General features: G+C 42.3%; 19 protein-coding genes and 1 pseudogene. 13 read left to right on the top strand and 7 right to left on the bottom strand.

Annotated features, from left to right (window positions below):
• Positions 1-12: 12 nt before the first annotated feature.
• Complete coding sequence (locus FTU22_RS03475) at positions 13-234, bottom strand: hypothetical protein (RefSeq protein ID WP_180093022.1); 222 nt, start codon at positions 232-234, stop codon at positions 13-15.
• A gap of 231 nt (positions 235-465) precedes the next feature.
• Entirely contained in the window at positions 466-1,407 is a 942-nt protein-coding gene (gene hemF, locus FTU22_RS03470) for an oxygen-dependent coproporphyrinogen oxidase (protein ID WP_111884196.1), read from the bottom strand.
• A gap of 277 nt (positions 1,408-1,684) precedes the next feature.
• Between hemF and hemN the strand changes: the two genes are divergently transcribed.
• Positions 1,685-3,058, top strand: coding sequence for an oxygen-independent coproporphyrinogen III oxidase (hemN, locus tag FTU22_RS03465; RefSeq protein ID WP_180093020.1), 1,374 nt, complete (start codon positions 1,685-1,687; stop codon positions 3,056-3,058).
• 92 nt (positions 3,059-3,150) lie between these two features.
• On the opposite strand, the gene ribA is transcribed toward hemN, so the two are convergent.
• Positions 3,151-3,753: a GTP cyclohydrolase II gene (ribA, locus tag FTU22_RS03460; RefSeq protein ID WP_180093018.1), complete on the bottom strand. Its 603-nt coding sequence runs from the start codon at positions 3,751-3,753 to the stop codon at positions 3,151-3,153.
• 311 nt (positions 3,754-4,064) lie between these two features.
• On the opposite strand from ribA, the gene dxs reads away from it, so the two are divergent.
• From dxs to FTU22_RS03420, 8 genes are all read left to right on the top strand, one after another.
• Positions 4,065-5,975: a 1-deoxy-D-xylulose-5-phosphate synthase gene (dxs, locus tag FTU22_RS03455; RefSeq protein WP_180093016.1), complete on the top strand. Its 1,911-nt coding sequence runs from the start codon at positions 4,065-4,067 to the stop codon at positions 5,973-5,975.
• A 112-nt stretch (positions 5,976-6,087) separates the two neighbouring features.
• Positions 6,088-6,918: an inositol monophosphatase family protein gene (locus FTU22_RS03450; RefSeq protein ID WP_078189303.1), complete on the top strand. Its 831-nt coding sequence runs from the start codon at positions 6,088-6,090 to the stop codon at positions 6,916-6,918.
• A gap of 456 nt (positions 6,919-7,374) precedes the next feature.
• Complete coding sequence (locus FTU22_RS03445; protein WP_180093014.1) at positions 7,375-9,186, top strand: DEAD/DEAH box helicase; 1,812 nt, start codon at positions 7,375-7,377, stop codon at positions 9,184-9,186.
• A gap of 407 nt (positions 9,187-9,593) precedes the next feature.
• On the top strand, positions 9,594-10,412 hold the full coding sequence (locus FTU22_RS03440; RefSeq protein ID WP_111885426.1) for an ABC transporter ATP-binding protein: 819 nt from the start codon (positions 9,594-9,596) through the stop codon (positions 10,410-10,412).
• Entirely contained in the window at positions 10,409-11,188 is a 780-nt protein-coding gene (gene mlaE, locus FTU22_RS03435) for a lipid asymmetry maintenance ABC transporter permease subunit MlaE (protein ID WP_078189301.1), read from the top strand. Before FTU22_RS03440 ends, mlaE begins: the two co-directional genes overlap by 4 nt.
• Complete coding sequence (locus FTU22_RS03430) at positions 11,188-11,868, top strand: outer membrane lipid asymmetry maintenance protein MlaD (protein ID WP_180093012.1); 681 nt, start codon at positions 11,188-11,190, stop codon at positions 11,866-11,868. The genes mlaE and FTU22_RS03430 overlap by 1 nt, the downstream gene beginning before the upstream one ends.
• A 17-nt stretch (positions 11,869-11,885) precedes the next feature.
• On the top strand, positions 11,886-12,521 hold the full coding sequence (locus FTU22_RS03425; RefSeq protein ID WP_078189299.1) for a phospholipid-binding protein MlaC: 636 nt from the start codon (positions 11,886-11,888) through the stop codon (positions 12,519-12,521).
• A 39-nt stretch (positions 12,522-12,560) separates the two neighbouring features.
• The gene (locus FTU22_RS03420; protein WP_218955000.1) at positions 12,561-12,821 is read left to right on the top strand and encodes a lipid asymmetry maintenance protein MlaB; all 261 of its coding nucleotides are present in this window, start codon (positions 12,561-12,563) and stop codon (positions 12,819-12,821) included.
• Positions 12,822-12,896: 75 nt separating this feature from the next.
• Here FTU22_RS03420 and FTU22_RS03415 read toward each other — a convergent pair whose 3' ends face one another.
• Complete coding sequence (locus FTU22_RS03415; protein ID WP_078189297.1) at positions 12,897-13,910, bottom strand: CorA family divalent cation transporter; 1,014 nt, start codon at positions 13,908-13,910, stop codon at positions 12,897-12,899.
• 155 nt (positions 13,911-14,065) lie between these two features.
• On the opposite strand from FTU22_RS03415, the gene FTU22_RS03410 reads away from it, so the two are divergent.
• Together FTU22_RS03410 and FTU22_RS03405 are read left to right on the top strand one after the other, a co-directional pair.
• Entirely contained in the window at positions 14,066-14,671 is a 606-nt protein-coding gene (locus tag FTU22_RS03410; protein ID WP_180093008.1) for a TIGR00730 family Rossman fold protein, read from the top strand.
• On the top strand, positions 14,671-15,078 hold the full coding sequence (locus FTU22_RS03405) for an NUDIX domain-containing protein (RefSeq protein WP_180021593.1): 408 nt from the start codon (positions 14,671-14,673) through the stop codon (positions 15,076-15,078). The genes FTU22_RS03410 and FTU22_RS03405 overlap by 1 nt, the downstream gene beginning before the upstream one ends.
• Positions 15,079-15,121: 43 nt before the next feature.
• On the opposite strand, the gene FTU22_RS03400 is transcribed toward FTU22_RS03405, so the two are convergent.
• Together FTU22_RS03400 and recG are read right to left on the bottom strand one after the other, a co-directional pair.
• On the bottom strand, positions 15,122-15,754 hold the full coding sequence (locus tag FTU22_RS03400; protein ID WP_180093006.1) for a ComF family protein: 633 nt from the start codon (positions 15,752-15,754) through the stop codon (positions 15,122-15,124).
• A gap of 140 nt (positions 15,755-15,894) precedes the next feature.
• A complete protein-coding gene (gene recG / locus FTU22_RS03395) occupies positions 15,895-17,940 on the bottom strand; it encodes an ATP-dependent DNA helicase RecG (protein ID WP_180093004.1) in 2,046 nt (681 codons plus the stop codon).
• Positions 17,941-17,999: 59 nt separating this feature from the next.
• Here recG and FTU22_RS03390 point away from each other — a divergent pair, with 59 nt between their 5' ends.
• Both FTU22_RS03390 and FTU22_RS03385 read left to right on the top strand, forming a co-directional pair.
• Entirely contained in the window at positions 18,000-18,779 is a 780-nt protein-coding gene (locus FTU22_RS03390; protein WP_180093002.1) for an NAD-dependent epimerase/dehydratase family protein, read from the top strand.
• A 152-nt stretch (positions 18,780-18,931) separates the two neighbouring features.
• Positions 18,932-19,504 (top strand): annotated as a pseudogene (locus tag FTU22_RS03385) (methyltransferase domain-containing protein); the annotation flags it as partial.
• A gap of 111 nt (positions 19,505-19,615) precedes the next feature.
• Here FTU22_RS03385 and plsB read toward each other — a convergent pair.
• Positions 19,616-22,189 carry a glycerol-3-phosphate 1-O-acyltransferase PlsB gene (gene plsB, locus FTU22_RS03380; RefSeq protein WP_180092998.1) on the bottom strand — a complete coding sequence of 858 codons (2,574 nt, stop codon included), beginning with the start codon at positions 22,187-22,189 and terminating at the stop codon, positions 19,616-19,618.
• Positions 22,190-22,358: the final 169 nt, after the last annotated feature.

Raw genomic sequence — 22,358 nt, 5'->3', positions numbered from 1 at the left:
AAAGGCGGAAAATTAAGGATTACAAATATCTAAGACGCTTTGAATCAAGATGCTGGAAGCACTGATGACTAAACCAATCAAGGCAACCACCATGAAGCCAATAGCCAAATTATCATTTAAAGACGTTTCGGAAAAAATATTAGTACTGATAGCGCTGATCAGCACAACAGCAAAGCTCCAAAACACCAAGGCAGTAAGACTGACTGCTTTTTTATTGAGTGTTTGATGTGTCATGTGCGTTGTACTCCGTACAAGAAAGTTACAGCCATGAGTTTATTGACACATTGTGCAATGACATAGCGTAAAGCTGTTTAAAAGATGTGTCATTGTTGAGCAATATGATTACAAAGTAAATGCTTAAAAAATTTATTTATGCATCAAGATATTACCTAGAAATATAAATACTTTAATTAAAAGGCAATGAAAAGCCCCTGATGGACAGAGGCAAATACATGTCTATCTATTTTATTTCAATATATTAAGCCAATCATGCGGTTTTAAATAAAAGTCGGTGAGCTTTTTCTCGGCAGAATTTTCTTCCCATTCAGGACGATACGACCAGCCCGCCAAAGGTGGCATACTTACTAAAATGGATTCAATACGCCCACCAGTTTGTAAACCAAATAAGGTGCCACGGTCATACACTAGGTTATATTCAACGTAACGACCACGACGGTAAAGTTGGAAGTCTCGTTGTGCTTCGGTATAGGCTTTGTCTTGGTTTCTTTGGAAGATCGGTAAAATCGCCTCTAAATAACCATTACCCACGGCCTGCATATATTTGAAACAGGTTTCAAAGTCCCATTGGTTGAGATCATCAAAGAATAAACCACCCACACCACGTTGTTCATCACGGTGTTTTAGATAAAAATAGTCATCACACCATTTTTTATGTTCATCATAGAGCGTATCGCTAAATGGGGCACAAAGATCATGGGCAGTTTGATGCCAGGACAAGACATCTTCATCATTTGGATAAAATGGAGTGAGGTCAAAACCTCCGCCAAACCACCAAATCGGATCTTGTCCTTCTTTTTCGGCGACAAATAAACGCACATTGGCATGTGAGGTTGGGACGTTAGGGTTTTTCGGGTGAATTACCAACGACACGCCCATGGCTTGCGCTTTTGCACCCGCAATAGCGGGATGGCGTTCAGTCGCAGAGGCCGGTAATTTTGAAATGTTAATGTGCGAGAACATCACCCCGCCTTTTTCAATCACCGTTCCATTTTGAAGAACACGTGAGCGACCACCACCACCTTCAGGGCGTTCCCAGTCATCGATCGCAAATTCGGCACTTCCGCCACCAGCACGTTCTTGCTGTTCCAATGCGGCACAAATCCGTGCCTGTAAATCGCGAAGGAATTCATCTACACGTTGAATATCGGCTGAAGTTGGATTCTGCATGGTGACCTTTATTAAAATAATTTAAAGATAAGTGTCATCAAAGCATAAATTACGTGAAAACTTAAGGCATTTTTCCCGATACTCAGCATCGGATCTTTGCTTTAAATCTGGAAATCTAGTGATTAAACCAAAAGATCATGCAAAGTTAGCAGCAATTGCTCCGGCTGAAATTGTGCCTATTCCGACAAATTTGCTAGGTTGAATTCACTTCTGAAGCTCAGCACAATAATCATAAGGTAGATTTAAATTGAATCTCATTGATTGAAATGGTGCATCGATGTCTCAGCAGGCGAGTTCTTTAATTCAAAAATATAATGTACCAGGTCCACGCTATACCAGTTATCCAACCGTGCCGTATTGGGAGGAAGCTGAGTTTTCATTACAACAGTGGAAACAGGGCTTGAAGCGATCTTTTAATGAGAGCAATCACCTCGAAGGCATCAGTCTGTACATCCATCTACCATTTTGTGAAAGCTTATGTACGTTTTGTGGTTGCCATAAAAAAGTCACGAAAAAACATGAGATGGAGCTGCCTTATATTCAGGCGGTGCTGAAAGAATGGGACTTATATTGTCAGCTCTTGGTTGACCGGCCAATAATTAAAGAAATTCATTTGGGCGGGGGAACGCCTACTTTCTTTTCTCCTGAGCATCTCACCCAGTTGATTCAAGGCATTCTAGTGCATGCTGATATTGCCGATACACATGAATTTAGCTTTGAAGGGCATCCGAACAATACCACACGTGAGCATTTACAAGCTTTGTATGATGTTGGCTTTCGACGCGTAAGTTATGGAGTGCAGGATTATAATGAGAAGGTGCAAAAAGCCATCCACCGTATTCAGCCTTTTGCACATGTTGAACAAGTGACACAGTGGGCACGTGATATTGGCTATACCTCTATTTCGCATGACTTGGTTTTTGGTTTGCCATTTCAGGATTTAAACGACGTGTTGCATACCATTGAACAGACCAATCGTTTGATGCCAGATCGTTTAGCCTTTTATAGCTATGCGCATGTGCCGTGGATTAAGGGCAATGGTCAGCGTGGTTTTAAAGATGCCGATGTCCCGAAAGATGATTTAAAGCGTCAATGCTATGAAGAAGGTAAAAAACAGCTACTGGCGCAAGGCTATCATGAAATTGGAATGGATCATTTTGCATTAACCCAAGATCCAATGTATCAAGCTTTTCAGCAGGGCAGTTTGCACCGAAATTTTATGGGCTATACCGCATCGAAAACCCAAGTAATGATTGGACTCGGCTTATCTTCGATCAGTGATAGTTGGTACAGCTTTGCACAAAATGAAAAGAAAATTGAAGACTATTATTCACGTTTAGAGCAAAACCAAATTCCTGTTTATCGAGGTCATGTGCTGACAGATGAGGACTTAATCATTCGTAAACATATTCTGAATTTGATGTGTACATTCCATACTTCGTGGGCAAATACAGACATGCAATTTCCAGAAATTGATGAAGTGGTTGCACAATTAACAGAAATGCAGGCGGATGGATTATTAGAGTTGGGTGATCAGAGCATCCAAATTACCGAAAAAGGCAAACCTTTTGTACGTAATATCTGCATGGCTTTTGACTTAAGGTTAAAACGCCGTGTGCCGGAAAATCGTATTTTTTCGATGACGATTTGAATTTCCCCTAACCCCTCTTTTAAAGAGGGGAAAGCCTCCCTTTTGTAAAGGGAGGTTTGGAGGGATTTATAGATGGAGAATTTAAAGGACTTTTAAAAATCGTCCTTTTGATACATATGCGACATACGATCATGTTTGGTTTTTAAATATTGTTCGTTAAAGGGATTTAAACCCACAGTCAGCGGAACACGATCAACGACATTCACGCCTTGCTCTTGGAGCGCTTCAATTTTTAATGGGTTATTGGTAATGAGACGCACAGCCGTAATGTTGAGATGATTCAACATGATAGGGCACATATCATAACGACGTGCATCGGCAGGAAGATCCAATAATAAATTGGCATCCACTGTGTCATGGCCTTGGTCTTGTAGGGCGTAAGCACGGATTTTATTGGTTAAACCAATACCGCGACCTTCTTGGCGTAAATATAAAATCACCCCTTGACCTGCTTCATTAATTAATTTTTGGGTGGCTTGAAGTTGTGGGCCGCAGTCACATTTGAGTGAAGCAAAGGCATCACCGGTCAGGCATTCGGAGTGGATACGTACTAAAACAGGTTTAGTGGGAGCTTGTTCTAGTCCTTTAGAGAGTGCGACATGTTCTTCACCGGTTTCAGGATCCTGAAAAACCGTAATATTGAATTCACCAAAAGCGGTCGGTAATCTTGACGTTGCGACAAATTCTATAGGCACTGCTTAACCCGTTTATTCGATTATAAATTGGCTAAAGTATAGCGTAATGCTTGGACATTGGTAGAATTGCAACGACGAATTTATGCAGAACATTTTCTTTTTTGTATAAAGCGAACGATAATAGTTGATAAATAGGAAGATTATTCAGGATAATCTGACTCATTCAAAATCTCCCCAACGAGATCATTGCTAAAAATTACATCGCTACAAGTTTGGCTGATTGTAAGGTGATACAATTCGACGATATGATCGAGTTACCCATTTAGACCGAGCTTAGGAATTTGCCAGGCTTTAGAAGGCTTTGCCACATTATGCTGTATAAAGAAATACCATTTCAACGCCCTGTAACACCGTTGCTGGATACGATTAACCATCCTCAACAACTTCGTTTACTCGAGCGCAGCCAATTAGAGCAAGTGGCGGATGAGTTACGTCAATTTATTTTGTATGCGGCCGGACAAAGTGGTGGGCATTTTGGTGCCAATCTTGGGGTGATCGAATTAACCGTGGCATTGCATTACTGTTTTGATACGCCACGTGATCGTCTGATTTGGGATGTGGGTCATCAAGCCTATCCGCATAAAGCCTTAACTGGTCGTCGTGAACAATTAGTGACGATTCGTGCCAAAGATGGTTTGGCTGCGTTTCCTGCCCGTGAAGAATCTGAATTTGACACTTTTGGTGTAGGACATTCATCAACAGCGATTTCTGCTGGTCTTGGGATGTCATTGGCACGTCGCTTCAAGCAAGATCCCTGTCATGTGGTTGCAATCGTGGGTGATGGCGCGATGACAGCGGGCATGGCTTTTGAAGCCATGAACGATGCGGTGGCACACAATGCTGACCTCATGGTGGTATTGAACGACAACGATATGTCGATCTCATGCAGTACTGGTGGTTTTGCAAAGCATTTGGCTGCGATATGGGAAAGTGGTCAATCGGTGAATATTTCTGAAAATGGCGAAGCCTATATTCAACCTCATCCTGAATGGGCGTATAACTCACGCCTACATTGTGCTGCGACCGATGCTGCAGACAACCTATTTAAAGCCATTGGCTTTGACTACTTTGGTCCTTTTGATGGGCACGATGTTGAACAATTAACACATGTGTTTGAAGCCTTAAAAAAACGCAAAGGCCCACGGTTAGTGCATGTCTATACCAAAAAAGGTAAAGGCTTTGCACCTGCCGAAGCAGATCAAATTAAATACCATGCCATCAGTAAACTGAATGCACCTGCTGCTGTGGCAACTGCACCGAAATATTCAGATGTTTTTGGTCAGTGGTTATGTGATGAAGCTGCACAGGATGATCGTTTATTAGCGATTACTCCTGCGATGTGTGAAGGCTCAGGCATGGTGCAATTTGCAAAGCAGTTCCCTGAGCGTTTTTTTGATGTTGCTATTGCAGAACAACATGCGGTGACTTTGGCTGCGGGTATGGCCTGTGAAGGGGTAAAACCGGTTGTTGCAATCTATTCAACTTTCTTACAACGTGGTTATGATCAACTGATTCATGACGTCGCTTTGCAAAATCTCGATGTGACATTTGGTATCGACCGTGCAGGTTTGGTTGGTGAAGATGGCCCAACGCATGCCGGTGCTTATGATTATGCCTTTATACGTACCGTGCCGAACATGGTGGTCATGGCACCGAAAGACGAAAATGAATGTCGTCAAATGTTACATACGGCTTATTTGTATAAAGGCCCAGCGGCAGTACGTTACCCACGAGGTAATGGACTGGGTGTTGAGATTCAGCAAGAGATGACCGAGCTTGAAATTGGCCGTGGTGAAGTTCTTGCAAACTTCAATGATCAGCAAGATGCAACAATTTCGATTTTAGCATTTGGTAGCCGTGTTCAGGCAGCGGTTGAGGCGGCTGAAGTATTGGCTGAAAAACTGGATGTTGCAGTTCGTGTGCTAAATATGCGTTTTGTAAAACCATTAGATACACAGTTGATCGATCAAATCGCGGCAAGCACGCAATTATTTGTGACAGTTGAAGAGCATGCAGTGATGGCGGGTGCGGGTAGTGCGGTAAATGAATATTTAGCGCAGGCTAGTATTGTTAAACCGATGCTGAATTTAGGTTTGTCAGATGAATTTATGCATCAGGCGACACATGCTCAAATGCTACAACAAGCCGGACTAGATGCTGAAGGCATTATCACTTCTGTGACACAAAGCTGGATAAAGCATAAGTCAACTGTAGTTTGCTGAATTTCTAATTTTTAGAAACATTTTTTCCCTAAAAGCCCTTATATTTGATAAGATATAAGGGCTTTTATGCATTATTCTTTATCAGTATCTTCAAATTTGTAGTGGGTGTTCAATGGAACCTATGGTGGTTATGGCTGCGCGTGCGGCTCAATTAGTTGGTCAAGAGCTTTTAAAAGCGCATCAAAATCGTCATAAACTCGATCTACAAGTCGAAGAAAAAGGAATTGATGGTCCAGTAACGCGTGTAGACCGTTATTTGGAACAATTGACTATCGATACCCTACGTAAAAGCTATAAAAATCACAGTTTCCTAGGCGAAGAGTTTGGTCTTCAAGAAGGCAAAGGTCACGATGCTGATTGGTGTTGGATCATCGACCCACTTGATGGCACATTAAACTTCGTTAATGGTGTTCCACATTTCTGCATCTCTATCGCAGTTCAACATAAAGGTGTAACTCAGCACGGTGTTATTTATGACCCTGTGAAAGATGAGTTGTTCTCTGCAAGCCGTGGTCGCGGTGCGATGATGAACCAACGCCGTATTCGTGTAAATGTAAAAGACAGTTTAGAAAACACTTTCCTTTCAGTGGGTCATGCGTATCGTAAAATTCGTAATGGCGAAGTGGTTTCTTATGCGAAAAACCATTTCAACTCATTGTTAAATGTGACTGAAGCCGGTGCTCAATACCGTCGTTCAGGTTCTGCTGCTCTTGATCTAGCATATGTTGCTGCAGGTCGTTTCGATGGTTATTTCGAACTTGGTTTGAAACCATGGGACATCGCTGCGGGTGAACTTATTGTAAAAGAAGCGGGTGGTACTGTGGTTGATGCTCGTGGTGGTAACGACTCAATGGACAATGGTCAAGTACTTGCATGTTCTATGAAAATGCTTAAACCACTTATGCAAGCTGTTGTTCCAGCTTGGGGTGAAGCTGCTAAATAATAGAACGCTTAGTTCGAGTTTATTGACAGAATAATGAAATAAAGTCCTCTTTATGAGGGCTTTATTTTGTCTAATTGGTCAAAAATAAAGGTTTAAACACCTACAAGTTAAAGCTACTTACAAAAAACATTCTGAAGTTGACTAAAACAGGTGACATTTAAAAACTTTCTGCTATAATCCCCGCACGCACTAAATTTCGTTCATTACCTGAACATTCTCTTCTATCATTGTGTATGCGCGTTCCGGTCCAAAGAGAGGACGATATTTCGCGCCCCACCCAATCGCTAAGCGATTCCTTCAGGTTGCGGCTGTAATCATGTGTGCGTTATACACATCGTCGTTCTCGGATCGCCGCTGATTCTATATTTTCAGCGTTTTTTGCTGTGCCGCTTTTTGCCGATGTCCATCTGAATTTATATTTTTAATGGAGCACCCATTTTTGGGGTGAAATACTCTATGAGCAAAACTTTTGCTGATTTTCCTTTACATGAGTCGTTACAACTAGCATTACAAGGTCTAGGTTTTACTACTCCGACTCCAGTGCAAGAACAATCAATTCCAGCTGCATTAGAAGGTAAAGACCTTCTTGTATCAAGCCAAACTGGTTCTGGTAAAACTGCTGCATTCTTACTCCCAACTGTGAATGCTTTGGCTGGTCAAGACACTTTGATGTCTTTCAAAGAGCGCATGAAAGCGGTAACTGCACCGTCTATTCTTGTACTTTGCCCTACACGTGAATTGGCTCAACAGGTTAGCCAAGACGCAATTGCTTTAGTACGTCATATGAAAGGTGTTCGTATTGCTGCAATTATGGGTGGTATGCCTTTCGGTAAACAAATTCAACAGCTTAAAGGTGCACAAGTTGTCGTAGCGACTCCAGGTCGTTTACTTGACTTGGTTAACCGTCGTCAAATTAAACTAGACAACGTTGATGCGTTAATCGTTGACGAAGCTGACCGTATGCTTGACTTAGGTTTCTCTGAAGACCTAGAAGCGATCAGCGACTTGGCTGCTAACCGTAAACAAACATTAATGTTCTCTGCAACATTTGCGCCGCGTATCATTACACTTGCAGAACGCATGATGAATGATCCACAGCGTATTGCGATTGAAACTGGTCACTCTACAAATACTGACATTACTCAGACTCTTCATTGGACTGACGGTTTCGAACACAAGAAAAAACTTTTGACTCACTGGTTATCTGATGAGTCTGTAGATCAAGCAGTTGTATTCGCATCTACCCAAGAAGATACAGATATGTTGGCTGAAGAACTTGCAGAAGCAGGTCACTCAGTTGTCGCTCTTCACGGTGCAATGCCACAAACTGTACGTAACCGTCGTTTACGCAGCATTCGTGAAGGTCGTGCAAAAATCTTAGTTGCGACTGACGTTGCTGCACGTGGTCTAGACGTACCAACTATTTCTCACGTAATTAACTTCGGTCTTCCAATGAAGAACGAAGACTATGTACACCGTATCGGTCGTACAGGTCGTGCGGGCCGTACTGGTAACGCGATTACTTTAGCGACTTACCGTGAACGCGGTAAAATCCGTGCTTTAGAAGACTTCTTAGATGCACGTTTAAATGTGTCTGAAATTGAAGGTCTTGAGCCATCTCCACCTCCTGCACGCGGTAGCCGTGATGGCGGTCGTGGTCGTCGTGATGGTGGTCGCGGTGGTCGTGGTGGCTTCGGTGGCGGTCGTCGTTTTGAAGGTGAATCAAACTTCAAACGTCGTGAAGGCAACCGTGATGGCGAACGTCGTTCATTCGGTGGCGAAGATCGTCCACGTCGCGAATACAACAACGATCGTCCACGTCGTGAAGGCGGTTTCGAAGATCGTCCACGTCGTGAATTTAACAACGATCGTCCACGTCGTGAAGGCGGTTTTGAAGATCGTCCACGTCGCGAATTTAACAGCGATCGTCCACGTCGTGAAGGCGGTTTTGAAGATCGTCCACGTCGCGAATTTAACAGCGATCGTCCACGTCGTGAAGGTGGTTTTGACCGTCGTTCTAACGATGACAACCGTGGTAACCGTGTAGATTACAAACCAGCTCGTGAAGGTTATGGCGATCGTCCAAAACGTTCATTTGGTGAAGATCGTCCACGTCGTGAATTCAACGGTGACCGTCCTCAACGTTCATTTGGTGAAGATCGTCCAAAACGTTTCGGCGATGACCGTCCAAAACGTTTCGGTGATGATAAACCACGTGGCGAACGCACTTTCGGTGAAGATCGTCCACGTCGTAAATTCAATGACTAATTGAATTTCGAAAGAAATATCGAAAAAACCGGTGGAAACACTGGTTTTTTTTATGGATTTAAATTAGCTTTTTAATCAGAAAAATGTATACTTGATCAAACTTTATGTGTTTAATGATAATTAATATGAATGGAAACGCGTTGGCAAATATGCGTACAGTGATGATCGAGGTACTTATGCCTTATATCGGTTTGACACTCTTATTGTGTAATATCGTTTACTATATATACAATTATTTTAACTAAATTCTTCTATTGGGTTGAAGACAGCCTCTATAAAATCGCATTAATAATAAAAAACAATTTACCTGACGGAATGCAGGGATATGCGCTCATGCAATGGTAACATTTTAAACTTCAATCCTTTATAGTATGCATGCTGAAAAAAATGCAGGAAAATCCTCAGCTATGAATAATCAAACGTCTTCTCAGACTCAGGCACTGATCGAAGTGAAAAACCTGAGTTTTAAGCGAGGAGAGCGCGTCATTTATGACAATGTCAGTTTAAAAATTCGTCGTGGTCAGATCACTGCAATTATGGGTCCATCTGGTACAGGTAAAACGACTTTACTCCGTTTAATTGGTGGTCAATTGACTCCCGATAATGGAGAAGTGTTGCTTGATGGGCAGGACATTGCACAGATGTCACGTCAGGAACTCTTCGCTGCGCGTGCGCGTATGGGGATGTTGTTTCAGAGCGGTGCATTATTTACCGATATGTCGGTATATGAAAACGTAGCCTTTCCAATTCGTGCCCATACCAAGTTGCCAGAGCATTTGATCGCTGAAATTGTTGCGTTGAAATTAGAGTCGGTTGGTTTACGTGGTGCAGAACAAATGATGCCCTCTGAACTATCGGGTGGTATGAATCGTCGTGTGGCTTTGGCCCGTGCAATTGCACTGGATCCTGAGCTGATCATGTATGACGAACCCTTTGCAGGGCAAGACCCGATTGTGATGGGGGTTTTAACTCGCTTGATTCGTTCGCTACGTGAAGCTTTAGATTTAACTACGATTATTGTCTCGCATGATGTGGCTGAAACATTATCAATTGCAGATTACATCTATGTGGTGGCTGAAGGGAAAGTGCAGGGCGAGGGAACACCTGAGCAGTTAAAAGCACATGCCTCGCCGTTTGTGAAGCAGTTCTTGACGGGTTCGGTAGAAGGTCCAGTCGATTATCAATTCAGTCATCAGCCCTATTTAAATCATGAGGTTCGTTCATGAATGCTATTGCCGCATTAGGTAGACGCGTCATTGAACGTGTTCGAGGAATCGGCGTAGCAACCATTATGTTGCTGCAGATTCTTTTTTCCATGCCGACTTTACTTGGCGTGAAATTGTTTATTTATCAGATGTACCGTGTTGGTGTGCTTTCATTACTGATTATTGTGGTATCTGGCTTATTTATTGGCTCGGTACTGGGTTTGCAGATGTATAGCATTCTGTCGACTTTTGGTAGTGAAGCAATGCTCGGCACCGCCGTTGCACTGACGTTACTGCGTGAACTTGCACCTGTGGTTGCGGCTTTACTCTTTGCAGGTCGTGCAGGTTCAGCTTTAACGGCTGAAATTGGTTTGATGAAAGCCACTGAGCAGTTGTCGAGTATGGAAATGATCGGGGTCGATCCCTTAAAACGGGTGATCTCGCCACGACTTTGGGCCGGTATTTTTAGCTTACCAATGTTGTCGGTGATTTTCGCTGCGGTCGGCATCATGGGCGGTAAATTGGTGGGTGTTGATTTTCTGGGTGCAGATGAAGGCTCTTATTGGAGTGGCATCGAGAACAGTGTGCAATTCTTTAAAGACGTCTTTAATGGCACCATCATCAAAAGTTTTGTTTTTGCATTAATTTGTACTTGGATTGCGGTCTATCAGGGTTATGCCTGTGTCCCAACTTCAGAAGGTATTGCAACGTCGACCACACGTACTGTCGTGTATTCTTCGTTGTGTGTTTTAGGTTCAGATTTCGTGTTGACTGCGGTCATGTTCGGAGGTATTTAATGAAATCACGTACGAGTGAACTGGCCGTCGGTTTTTTTGTCATTCTGTTTGCTATCGCTATTTTCTTCTTGGCGATGCGTGTGAGTGGTTTGGTCGGCAATAACATCGAAGACAGTTATGAATTGACCGCGACATTTGAAAATGTAAACGGGATTAAACCCCGTGCCAAAGTCACCTTAAGTGGTGTCAAAGTTGGTCAAGTGGAATCATTGAAACTCGATCCTGTGACGCGCTTAGTGACAGCACATCTGATTATGGATGGCTCATTAACCTCTTATAACGCAGAACAGTTAAAAGAAGTGCAAAAGAATGCACTCGAAGAACTGCGTTACACATCAGACTATGAAGCAGCAACACCTGCGAAACAAAAAGAAATGGAACAGCAACTGATTGCTAACATGAAATCCATCACCAATATCGATGAAGATGCTTACATTATGGTGGCAACCAATGGTTTATTGGGCGAGAAATATTTGAAAATTGTACCGGGTGGTGGTGTCAACTTCTTAAAACGTGGTGACCAAATTGGTAATACCCAAGGTACGATGGAAATCGAAGATTTGGTGTCTAAATTTGTGACCGGTGGTGCAGGGAACAAATCTGACAACACAGCAGATGCTGAACAAAAAACAGAAGCTGCTGACACAACAACGGCAGACGAACCTGCATTTGTTGAATAATTTTTAGGAGAAATTAAGTGAACACATTGTTAAAACATACGCTTACAGCAAGTATCTTATCAACTATGATGGCAGGTACAGCTTTTGCTGCTCCAAGCGAAGCACCACCTGCATTTGTAAAAAAAGTGGCTGATGGCCTCATTACACGTTTAAAAGCAGACCACGCAAAACTACAAAATAACCCTGCGGCTGTGAAAACGATTGTTCGTCAAAACCTAGACCCGTATATCGATTCACAAGCGTTCACACGTATCGTGATGGGTACGTATGCAACGAATCAATACAGCTCAGCGGCTCAACGTGCGCAGTTTGAACGTAACTTCCGTGCAACACTGATCGAAAACTATGGTTCAGCATTTGCTAAGTTTAGTAACCAAACATATAGCATGCGTCCATATAAAGCATCGAACAGTAAGAACCCTGTTGTAACGATTGATTTCCATAACAACGGTGAAAAAATTCCAGTCTCTTTCCAGTTGGCGGATAAAGGTTCACAATGGAAAATCCGTAATATCAACGTTTCGGGTATCGACCTAGGCTTACAATTCCGTAATCAGTTTGCGGCAACTGTAAAACGTAATGGCGGTAACATTGATAAAGCAATTGCGAACTTCAAACCTGATGCTGATGCAGCATTAGACAAGAAAAAATAAGATAGGTGATGTGTGATTAAACTTCATCAACAAGAATTGATGGTATCAGGCAAAATCGATTACAACAATGCCGAATTGTATTATCAAGACGGCTTGAAATTGATTCAACAACAGCAAGCTTTTCCCTTAGTGGTCAATCTTGCTGAGCTTGAGCATGGCAGTACTTTGGCTTTAGCTGTTTTGGTCCGTTGGTTACGTCAAACGTCAAAAGCGCAAGGTTTACAGTTTAAAGCAGTCCCTGAAAAAATGATGAAGATTATTCAAGCCTGTCATCTTGAGCATGACTTGCAATTGATCTAAAAAAAGCACCGTAAGGTGCTTTTTTTTATTTTAGCGGGACAAGAAACTCTCGCAAGTCTACGCAATAGGAACGGATTAAATCCATTTCTTCCAGCGGAAGTACATCAATGGGCCAATAAAGAATGCCACGATGATTAAGCTGACCACGATAAAACTGGTTGTACCATGCGCGAAGGGCAGTACATCGGTGTTCATCCCATAGACGCTAGCTACTAACATCGGTGGCGCAAGCATACTTGGTAAAATCGAGAATCGACGAATCGTATCGTTCTGTTCGGTGTTAATGAACCCAGAAGTGGTATCCAGTAAGAATCGAACCTTTTGGAACAAGAAGGCATCATGCTCAACAAGAGAGCGCACGTCTTCACTGAGTTCTCGGATGTCGGCATCATAAATATGACTGCCCAAGGCGCGAGGACGTGATAGGAAGGTGAGAACACGACGTAAATCGATCAGACACAGCTGAGCTTTCCCGAGCATATCTTCTAAATGCGCAAGTCGGGTAATCATGTCATCTAAGTCTAAAATCATTTCACGATGACGGTTATTCAGCACTTCTGTGGAATACTTTTCTAAATCCTTGTGGATATCTTCCAAGATATCCGCAAGCTCATCGAGTTTGGCTTCTAAAAGGCCCAATAAAATCCAAGTTGGATCTTTATAGTCAATTTCATAGTCATTACGACGCGCGCGGGCACGAAAGGCACGGAAAGCCACCAGCTTTTCACCCCGTAAAGTGAATAAGCGCTCTTTATGCAAAATAAAGGCAACCGTTTGTACGGTAGCTAAGGTGCTGGCATTTTCTTCGGGTTCGCCATCGACCTGAAAATTTTTATTTTTCGTTAAAAAATAGGTGCTGATGTGCAAAATACCGTCGTCATCACGGTAGAATCGTGCACTCGACGAAATATCTTCTAATGATTTTAATGTAGGTAAATTTTGATCATAGGCATCCATAATCCATTGCTGTTCTTCCTGGGATGGGGCAATGAGATCGAGCCAGACTAAATCCTGATGTAAATCGAAGTCACCATTGATGGTGACATCTTCCAGGCTACCGCGCTCTGTGGCGTAAAAGGCTTCAAGCATGTTGTCTTTTCCCCTTACGCAGTAAGTTAAAAATGAATGGGTGTATTTTAGACAAGGATTTGCTGAAAAACACTGTTCTAATGCTTAATTTATGAAAAAATCTGTTTAAAGTTGATTTTTCCAGCATAGCGTTCCTGATCTGATGGTGATTATAAATGAAATCTATCGCAATTTTCTGTGGTTCCGCCCTTGGTAACAATCCTGCCTATTTACAGGTGGCTGAAAAAGTCGGTCGTCATTTAGCGGCACGAGGCATCACACTGGTCTATGGTGGTGGTCGTTCAGGTTTGATGGGTGTTGTGGCAGATAGTGCTTTGCGTGCAGGTGGGCAAGTCATTGGGGTGATTCCAAAAGTCTTGGTCGATAAAGAATTGGCACATCCAGATTTAACCGAATTGCATGTGGTAGAAAATATGCAACAACGGAAAACCAAAATGTCTGAACTCTCGGATGGTTTTGTGGCGATTCCAGGTGGAGCAGGTACTTTAGAGGAAATTTTTGAGCAGTGGACGTGGGCTCAATTGGGCATTCATTTAAAGCCATGTGCCTTTCTCAATGTAGATGGTTTTTATGACGATTTATTGAATTTTCTAAAAACAACTGCAGAAAAAGGCTTTACCCATCCGCGTTTTATCGAAGGCTTAATTACAGAAGATAATATTGAAACGATTGTTGAAAAGTTTCAACATTTCACTGCGCCAGAGTCGAAATGGGGCATGGTTGAATGTACAGCCTTTATCACCGATTTGGAACAAGATTGATGAAAACTATCACTGTTGCCGCAGCCATTATTCTAAATGAACAGCATGAACTTTTAGTGGTTCGTAAAAAACACACGGCATTCTTTATGCAAGTGGGTGGCAAGTTAGAACCCAATGAAGCCCCTGAAATCACCATGCTACGTGAAATTCAGGAAGAAATTGGCTGCGCTGCGCAGATTGAACAATTCATTGGTCGTTTTGAAACGGCCGCTGCGAACGAAGCCGATCATCTACTGGTGAGTTATGTCTATCTGGTCCAGTTGCAAGGTGAACCGAAAATTGATGCAGAAATTGCAGCAATGCAATGGGTCAGCTTGGATGATACACAGACAAAACTCGCACCTTTAACACGTGAGGTGGTGATTCCTTGGGTGAAGCAGCAGGCGCGATCTCTTGCTGAAAGCTAAACCGCTTCGCGTGTTCATTTTCTTTAGAGGTTGATGTTTGAAACTAAGGCTGTGCCGCAGCAATGCATGCGGCATATACCTGCGTGCAATGTAGCTGATGTAACAGCTTGCTTAATGCATGGATTGAACTTCCCGTGGTCACCACATCATCGATGATGAGGACTTTACGGAAACGGCGTTTTTCGGTTGGGTCGATAATAAATTGCTGTTCGATATTTTCTAGGCGTTCTAGCCGACTTAAACCTTTTTGAGCGTGCTGTGCTTGACGAATCACCGGTTGCCAAACAGGGATGCGCAATTGCTTTGCCATCATCTGTGCAACAAGCAGCATTTGGTTGTACCCACGGTCTTTGAGGCGTTCTACTGAAATAGGCATCGGCACGATGGCTTGAACTCTAGCTAAGCGCATGCTTAAAAGGCTCTGTGCCAGTAAATTTTGATACTGCAATTGTTGCTCATACTTATAGCTTTGGATGATGCGATCTATTGGAAAATCATAGTGAAAGGCACAAGAGATGCTGTGTTCATGGCGATTAACCATTTGTTTAAACCAAGGCAGTTGTTCCCAGCAGTCAATACAAAGCGAATGATGTTGTTGTCGATCGATACCACAGAGCAAGCAAGGGGAAACGCTCTGCATCCCTTTTTGGATGTAGTGTTGGATAGATTGGAGCATGTTTTTATTCTAATCATTCTTTTTTGTGTATTTTGCACAGATTGCTGTGAAGTGCAATCACGACACCACAGAAACCTGTTCGACAAGCTTATTCGTTAAAGCCAATCTGTATAATTAGGATGATCGAACCATCATCCTAATTATACATAGGCATAACGGGGTGCTTCAGGCAGCCAGCGTTTTAAAAGCGCTTGAGCCTGTGCAGGATAATCATTTAGGACTTGTTGAGCCACATAGTGTGCCTGATTGAGTAAATGGTCATCTCGCTCCAATTTGGCTACACGAAAGCCCATATCTCCCGTTTGTTTAGTGCCGAGGAGCTCGCCGGGGCCGCGAATTTCCAAATCTTTTTCAGCAATAATAAAGCCGTCATTGGTTTCACGCATGATGCGTAAACGCTCTTGCCCATTTTGCGATAAAGGATTTTTATACAGCAAAGCACAGAAACTGGCTTTGGCACCACGCCCTACACGACCACGTAGCTGATGTAATTGTGAAAGCCCTAAGCGTTCTGCATTTTCAATTACCATGATTGAGGCATTTGGGACGTCAACACCGACTTCAATCACTGTGGTTGCAATCAGTAATTGCAATTCATTATTTTTAAATTGCTGCATCACTGCTTGTTTTTCATCGGCCTTCATTTTGCCGTGAACAAGACCAATATTGAGGTCTGGAAAGCGTTCTTTAATTTCATTAAAAGTCGCTTCAGCGGCCTGAGCATCTAAAGTTTCTGATTGTTCCACTAGGGTGCAGACCCAATAGGCTTGTTTACCTTCAGCACAATTGCTGGCAATCCGCTGTAGCACTTCTTCACGACGGTCAAGTGGAATAGTGACTGTTTGAATCGGTGTACGACCGGGTGGCAGTTCATCAATGACGGAGGTATCTAAATCGCCATAAGCCGACATGGCCAAGGTACGAGGAATAGGGGTTGCTGTCATCACCAGTTGATGCGGTGTCATGCCATTGAGACCTTTGTTTCGTAGCGCCAAACGCTGATCGACGCCAAAACGGTGTTGTTCATCAATAATCACTAAACCCAATTTGGCAAATTGTACATTGTCTTGAAATAAAGCATGTGTGCCGACCACTAAATTGGCTGAACCATCTTGAATACTTTGTTCTGCAGCAGCTCGAGCTTTACCTTTTTGCTTGCCGGAAAGCCAAGACACGGTTAGACCCATAGGCTCAAACCATTTTTTGAAATTTAGATAATGCTGTTCGGCCAAAATTTCTGTCGGCGCCATCATGGCCACTTGCCAACCTTCCTCGAGCGCATGACAGGCTGCAACGCCTGCGACTAGGGTTTTACCTGCACCTACATCACCTTGTACGAGTCGCAGCATAGGTTTGTTTTTTTTCAGATCGACCGCAATTTCTTTGGACACACGTTTTTGTGCGCCGGTCATTTCAAATGGCAGTGTACTTAAAAGTTGTTTGGTGAAGTTCTTACTTGTAGAGAATGACGGTGCTTCGATTTGTTGAATATAAGCACGGCGGCTGAGCAAACTGACCTGATGGGCAACCAATTCTTCGAAAATTAAACGTTGCTGTGCAGGATGAGAACCTTGGCTCAGTTGCAACATATTGGCATCGACAGGGGGATGATGAATATAGTCCAAAGCCTGTTTTAGTGCATAGCCATTGGTGAATTTTTCTGGCAGTAATTCAGGTAAGTCATCACTATATAACTGTAGTGCTTGTTTGACGTATTCACGTAGTTTGGGCTGTGTTAAGCCTTCGGTTGCAGGGTAAATCGCAGTGAGTTGGGTTTGTGGTAAAGGCGTGTGTTCAGTAATTACCTGTAGTTCAGGATGATACATTTCTAAGCCACGAGCACCAACACGGACTTCACCAAAAATCCGTAAACGATTCCCTGGTTTCACCCGATCAGTAATGCCTTTGTAAATATGGTAAAAACGTAAAGTAACTTTGCCACAATCGTCATCCAGTAGGGCAGCCATCGATTTACGCTTTCCGGGTGGAAAGTCGATACTTTTGACCGTGCCTTCTAGTAAATAACTTCGACCCACGGTCAATTGGTTCATGGGGATGATCGTGCTACGATCTTCATAGTCGCGTGGCAGATGAAACAAAAGATCATCTGTCGTGAAAATATTTAGTTTTTCAAGTAAAGCAGCGGCGGCATTGCCAACCCCTTGCAATTGATGGACGGCAGCCATGTCCCCTCAACTTCGGTTTCTATGATCTAAATGGATCAGTTCTGAGAATAGGTCGTTTGATGCATATTCTATTTATCGGTTATGGTAAAACATCGCAACGTGTTGCTAAACAATTATTTCAGCAAGGTCACCAAATTACCACAGTGAGTCGTAGTGCGAAAGAGGATGATTTTGCAGAACATTTAATCCAAGATATTCACCAACTGGATTTGTCGCAGGTTCAACCGATTGATGCTGTCTATGTTCTTTTGGCTCCTGCACGCCATGCTCAATTCAATGCTGTGGATGTTTACCGACACACTTATGTCGATTCTGTACAGCCAATTGTTCAAGCATTAGCACATCATCCAATACAACGTTTAATCGTGGTGTCGTCCACTCGTGTCTATGGTGAGCATGCGGGGGAGCGCATTGATGATGACACTGTGCCACAACCGATCGATGAGCAGGGGATGTTGTTACTTGAAATGGAGCATCGCTACTCACAAGCATTTCCTACCGAATGCGTGATTGTACGTCCATCTGGGATTTATGGCACATCGACAAAACGAATGCAGAAACTGGCAGAAACGACTCATCGCTATCCCGATATCCATTGGTCAAATCGAATACATATCGATGATTTGGCAAATTTTCTGTGTCATCTACTCCACGTGGAACATCCTGAAAAATCATATATTTGTACTAATAACCAACCTCAACCTTTGCATGAGCGAATCTTGGATTTGCAAAGAGCTATGCATTTACCCGAATTAGTTTTAGAGAGTGAAGTAGAAACAGGTAAAAAAATTTATGCAATGCGGATGATGGAGAGTGGTTTTAAGTTGGCGCACGATTGATTGTGATGTGTAGTGTAAAATTGGGGGTGATGTATAAAATTCAGTGTAGCTTGGTGAGTATTAAAAGAAATTCTATAAATGAATAAAATAGGTCTTTTACAACATGTATTGTTCAAATTTTCGAATGTATCTCAAAGGATAAAATTTAAATAATGACAAAATCATTTGCTGAACTTACTCAGAATCTACCCCATAGACCGATTTTGGAAAAAGCTTTGAGTTATTTTGAGAATTTACCAAAGATCGCGATTGATTGTGGTTGTGGTGCAGGAAATGAATCATCATTTCTACTCCGTCATCATTTTAAAGTATATGCATTTGATCCATCTGTTGACGCTAAAAATATCTGTCTAAGTAAATTTAAAGACAATAAGAATTTTTTATTTTCTAATCAGGCCTTTGAAGACTATAGCTTTCCTAAAGCTAGTTTAATTATTGCTTTATTCAGTTTATTTTTTTGTTCTACGGATTCGCTTGAAAGTGTTTTAAAAAAAATGCAGGAATCCTTAAGTGAGCAAGGCATCTTACTCATACAACTGTTAGGGAAAGATGATGATTGGGTAAATAATTTTTCTGAAAAATTTATAGGTTTTGAACAGGAAGAGCTTAAACAATTGTTTGATGCGGACTTTGATATTATTTATATCGATGAATTTAAAGGCAATAAACCGCTAGCCAATGGAAATCCAAAATTTTGGAATGTACATACCTTAATTTTAAAAAAGAAAATATTAAATACTTTTTTTATAGTCCAAAAAAAAGAGACAAGCTTTTTACAACTTGTCCCTGATTTTACTCATCTTCTTCCGCTTTTATGGCGAAAAAATCAGAACTGTTTATTTTTTCTTACGTTTCAAGCGCTTTTTAGCTTGTTCCGCAGCAACTTTATCAAGTGCTTCTTTTAACTCTTCATCACTAAAGGTTGTAATGTGCTGCAACATTTGGAGTGTCACATCATCCAAAACGAGGTTGGCATATTGCGCAACATTTTGGAAATTTTCATCAAACACAATGGCGTTGTTTTCATTGGTGCTGATATAACCTTGTTGGGTTAAGACTTTAATAAAGCTTTGGAATAAGGCCTTATCAAAGAACTCTGGCGAGTTAAATTCATACAACACAGATAGACGTTGACCAACCAAGTGACTGAGTTCTTCAACCTGACGCGTCGAGATATTGCCTGAACCACGTTGTGTGATTAAAGCCAAAGTCATGTAGTAACGTTCTAGACTTTGCATCACAGGTGCAGCCAAGACCACTAACTGATTGTGCTGCTCTGAGTTAGGCGCAGGGGAGATCAGGTTGCCTTCTGCATCTTCAGAAATTAGCTTGGCTTTGATCAGTACTTCTGCATACGCACAGATCTGATCTTTAAGCTCTTCATTATTCCATTTGAGGAATAACTCAGCTTTTAAGAATGGATACAGTGTACGAATGACATTAATCAAATCACCACGGCGAATAGAACCATTATGTTCAACCAAAGCGGCAATGAGTGATGGCAAAATAAATGCGTGCAGGATGTTGTTACGGAAGTAGGTTAACAGCACCGCTTGATTATCAGCAATGGCAATAATATCGCCAAGGACATGATTAACACGTTTAATCAGCTTGAGTTTTAAACCATAAGCAATGATTTCTTTACCTGACAGCGGTGTTACTTGCATGCGCTCATCGTAAGGTAAGGCATTTAAAAGATCGCGATAGGTATCTAACTGCTTAATGCAAATCTCTTCATCTAAAGTGTGTTTAGATGTTGCCAATAAAATCAGTGAAAGCAATGAAACTGGGTTCACCACTGCTGCACGGTTAATATTTTCTAAAATCACGTGTGCAGAACTGTTAATGGCATCCGAAACTTCTGGCGGAATTGGATCGTCATTCTTCTCGATTTTGATGTTGCTTGCATTGTGCTGTTTCAGCATATCATCAAGGAAAACTGGCTCACCAAAGTTCAAATGAACTTTACCGAAAATACGTTCGATCTTACGCAGAGTTTTCATAATCCCAATGATCGATTCGCCTTCTTTCGGCTTACCATTCATTTCGCCAACGTAGGTCGCACCTTCCATTAAACGCTCATAGCCAATATAGGTCGGTAAGAACACGATTGGTTTGGCTGGATTACGTAAATGACCATGGACCGTCATGGCGAGCATGCCGGTCTTCGGTGGTAATAAACGACCAGTACGTGAACGACCCCCTTCGATGAAGTATTCAAGTGGTGTATTACGCGCCAAAATACTATAGAGGTATTCTTTAAATACGGTGGTATAGAGACCATTGCCACGGAATGAACGACGAATAAAGAACGCACCGCCACCACGTAAAATTTGCCCTACAAATGGCATGTTCAAGTTATCACCCGCAGCAATGTACGGCACCATCAAACCACGCTTATAGATCACATATGACAATAATAAATAGTCGATATGGCTACGATGACATGGGGTGTAAATGATCTCGTAGTCTTTGGCCAGTTCACGAACGGTACTGAAGTTATGCACTTCGACGCCATCATAAAGCTGTGTCCACAGACGAGTCAGTGCTAAGTCAGCAAAACGTACTGTTGATGCAGAATAGTCAGAAACGATTTCATTTAAATAACCAATCGCACGACGCTCAGCTTCAACCATACTGATTTTACTGCGAATGCTTTCACGACGAATCGCATCTTGCACATCCGTAGATTTGATCAGGCCATGCATCACATTACGACGGTCAGATAAATCCGGACCCAAAACCACTTCACGCTGCGCATCTAAATAATCATTCAGTGTGCTGACAATATAAGTCGCAGGTGACAGGTTCGGATGTGTAGTTTTGGCATATTCAACCAAACGACGCAAAGACTGTGGCTCATGGAATTCAAGGTACGATTGACGACCGTGCAAACCAATATTCACCAACTGCTTCACTTTGCTTGGTGTAGACCATGTATCGGTAAATAATAATTTAAACCAAGAATCTTCTTTATCGGGTTCACGGCCCCACAGCACGGTTACAGGAACGAGCTCAACATCCGCATCAGGATTTTTTTCCAAAACCTCAATTAAACGTAATAAACGAGGTGGAAAGGCATGTGGCGGTGGATTGAGTAAGTTGTCTTCATCATGATGTTGTAAAAACACCACAGAGGCTTTTTCTGTTTGCGTACCCACAGTCATTGGGTCGAGTGCAGGGTGTAGCTTTAAACGACGGGTTTCACCATCGACAATTAAAGCATTACTCCGTGAATGATTTTGCAGAACGTAGCAGGTAATTTTCGTTGTCTGTACGCCGGTATCTGTATCGGTTTCAGTCACTACAGGTTCTACAGGGACTTCACCTAAAACATGCGGTGTTACCACAAGGTCAAGCAGTTTACTCGAAAGCTTTCGATACATCTGACCAAAGCCGCTCTTGGACATACAAACTCCTACTTTTCATGACCAAACCACAGAGATTCTGAGGGGAATCTATTCTGCGTAATTGTACTTAAAAACTGTATGTCATTTTCTGACAAATTGCATAGATATTGTAAGATTTTATCGTTAAAAAACGTATTTTTAGCAGTTATATTGCATCAGCAAGGTGACA

Origin of the sequence: Acinetobacter sp. YH12076 (assembly GCF_013419525.1) — a bacterium.
Lineage (GTDB): Bacteria > Pseudomonadota > Gammaproteobacteria > Pseudomonadales > Moraxellaceae > Acinetobacter > Acinetobacter amyesii.
Note: the sequence above shows the minus strand (reverse complement) of the source record. Positions and strands in the feature narration are given on the sequence as shown.

Excerpts from the sequence above, each read along its gene's own strand:
- FTU22_RS03475 (WP_180093022.1), bottom strand. The coding sequence starts at position 234 with ATGACACATCAAACACTCAATAAAAAAGCAGTCAGTCTTACTGCCTTG.
- hemF (WP_111884196.1), bottom strand. The coding sequence starts at position 1,407 with ATGCAGAATCCAACTTCAGCCGATATTCAACGTGTAGATGAATTCCTT.
- hemN (WP_180093020.1), top strand. The coding sequence starts at position 1,685 with ATGTCTCAGCAGGCGAGTTCTTTAATTCAAAAATATAATGTACCAGGT.
- dxs (WP_180093016.1), top strand. The coding sequence starts at position 4,065 with ATGCTGTATAAAGAAATACCATTTCAACGCCCTGTAACACCGTTGCTG.
- FTU22_RS03450 (WP_078189303.1), top strand. The coding sequence starts at position 6,088 with ATGGAACCTATGGTGGTTATGGCTGCGCGTGCGGCTCAATTAGTTGGT.
- FTU22_RS03445 (WP_180093014.1), top strand. The coding sequence starts at position 7,375 with ATGAGCAAAACTTTTGCTGATTTTCCTTTACATGAGTCGTTACAACTA.
- FTU22_RS03440 (WP_111885426.1), top strand. The coding sequence starts at position 9,594 with ATGAATAATCAAACGTCTTCTCAGACTCAGGCACTGATCGAAGTGAAA.
- mlaE (WP_078189301.1), top strand. The coding sequence starts at position 10,409 with ATGAATGCTATTGCCGCATTAGGTAGACGCGTCATTGAACGTGTTCGA.
- FTU22_RS03430 (WP_180093012.1), top strand. The coding sequence starts at position 11,188 with ATGAAATCACGTACGAGTGAACTGGCCGTCGGTTTTTTTGTCATTCTG.
- FTU22_RS03420 (WP_218955000.1), top strand. The coding sequence starts at position 12,561 with ATGGTATCAGGCAAAATCGATTACAACAATGCCGAATTGTATTATCAA.
- FTU22_RS03415 (WP_078189297.1), bottom strand. The coding sequence starts at position 13,910 with ATGCTTGAAGCCTTTTACGCCACAGAGCGCGGTAGCCTGGAAGATGTC.
- FTU22_RS03410 (WP_180093008.1), top strand. The coding sequence starts at position 14,066 with ATGAAATCTATCGCAATTTTCTGTGGTTCCGCCCTTGGTAACAATCCT.
- FTU22_RS03405 (WP_180021593.1), top strand. The coding sequence starts at position 14,671 with ATGAAAACTATCACTGTTGCCGCAGCCATTATTCTAAATGAACAGCAT.
- FTU22_RS03400 (WP_180093006.1), bottom strand. The coding sequence starts at position 15,754 with ATGCTCCAATCTATCCAACACTACATCCAAAAAGGGATGCAGAGCGTT.
- recG (WP_180093004.1), bottom strand. The coding sequence starts at position 17,940 with ATGGCTGCCGTCCATCAATTGCAAGGGGTTGGCAATGCCGCCGCTGCT.
- FTU22_RS03390 (WP_180093002.1), top strand. The coding sequence starts at position 18,000 with ATGCATATTCTATTTATCGGTTATGGTAAAACATCGCAACGTGTTGCT.
- plsB (WP_180092998.1), bottom strand. The coding sequence starts at position 22,189 with ATGTCCAAGAGCGGCTTTGGTCAGATGTATCGAAAGCTTTCGAGTAAA.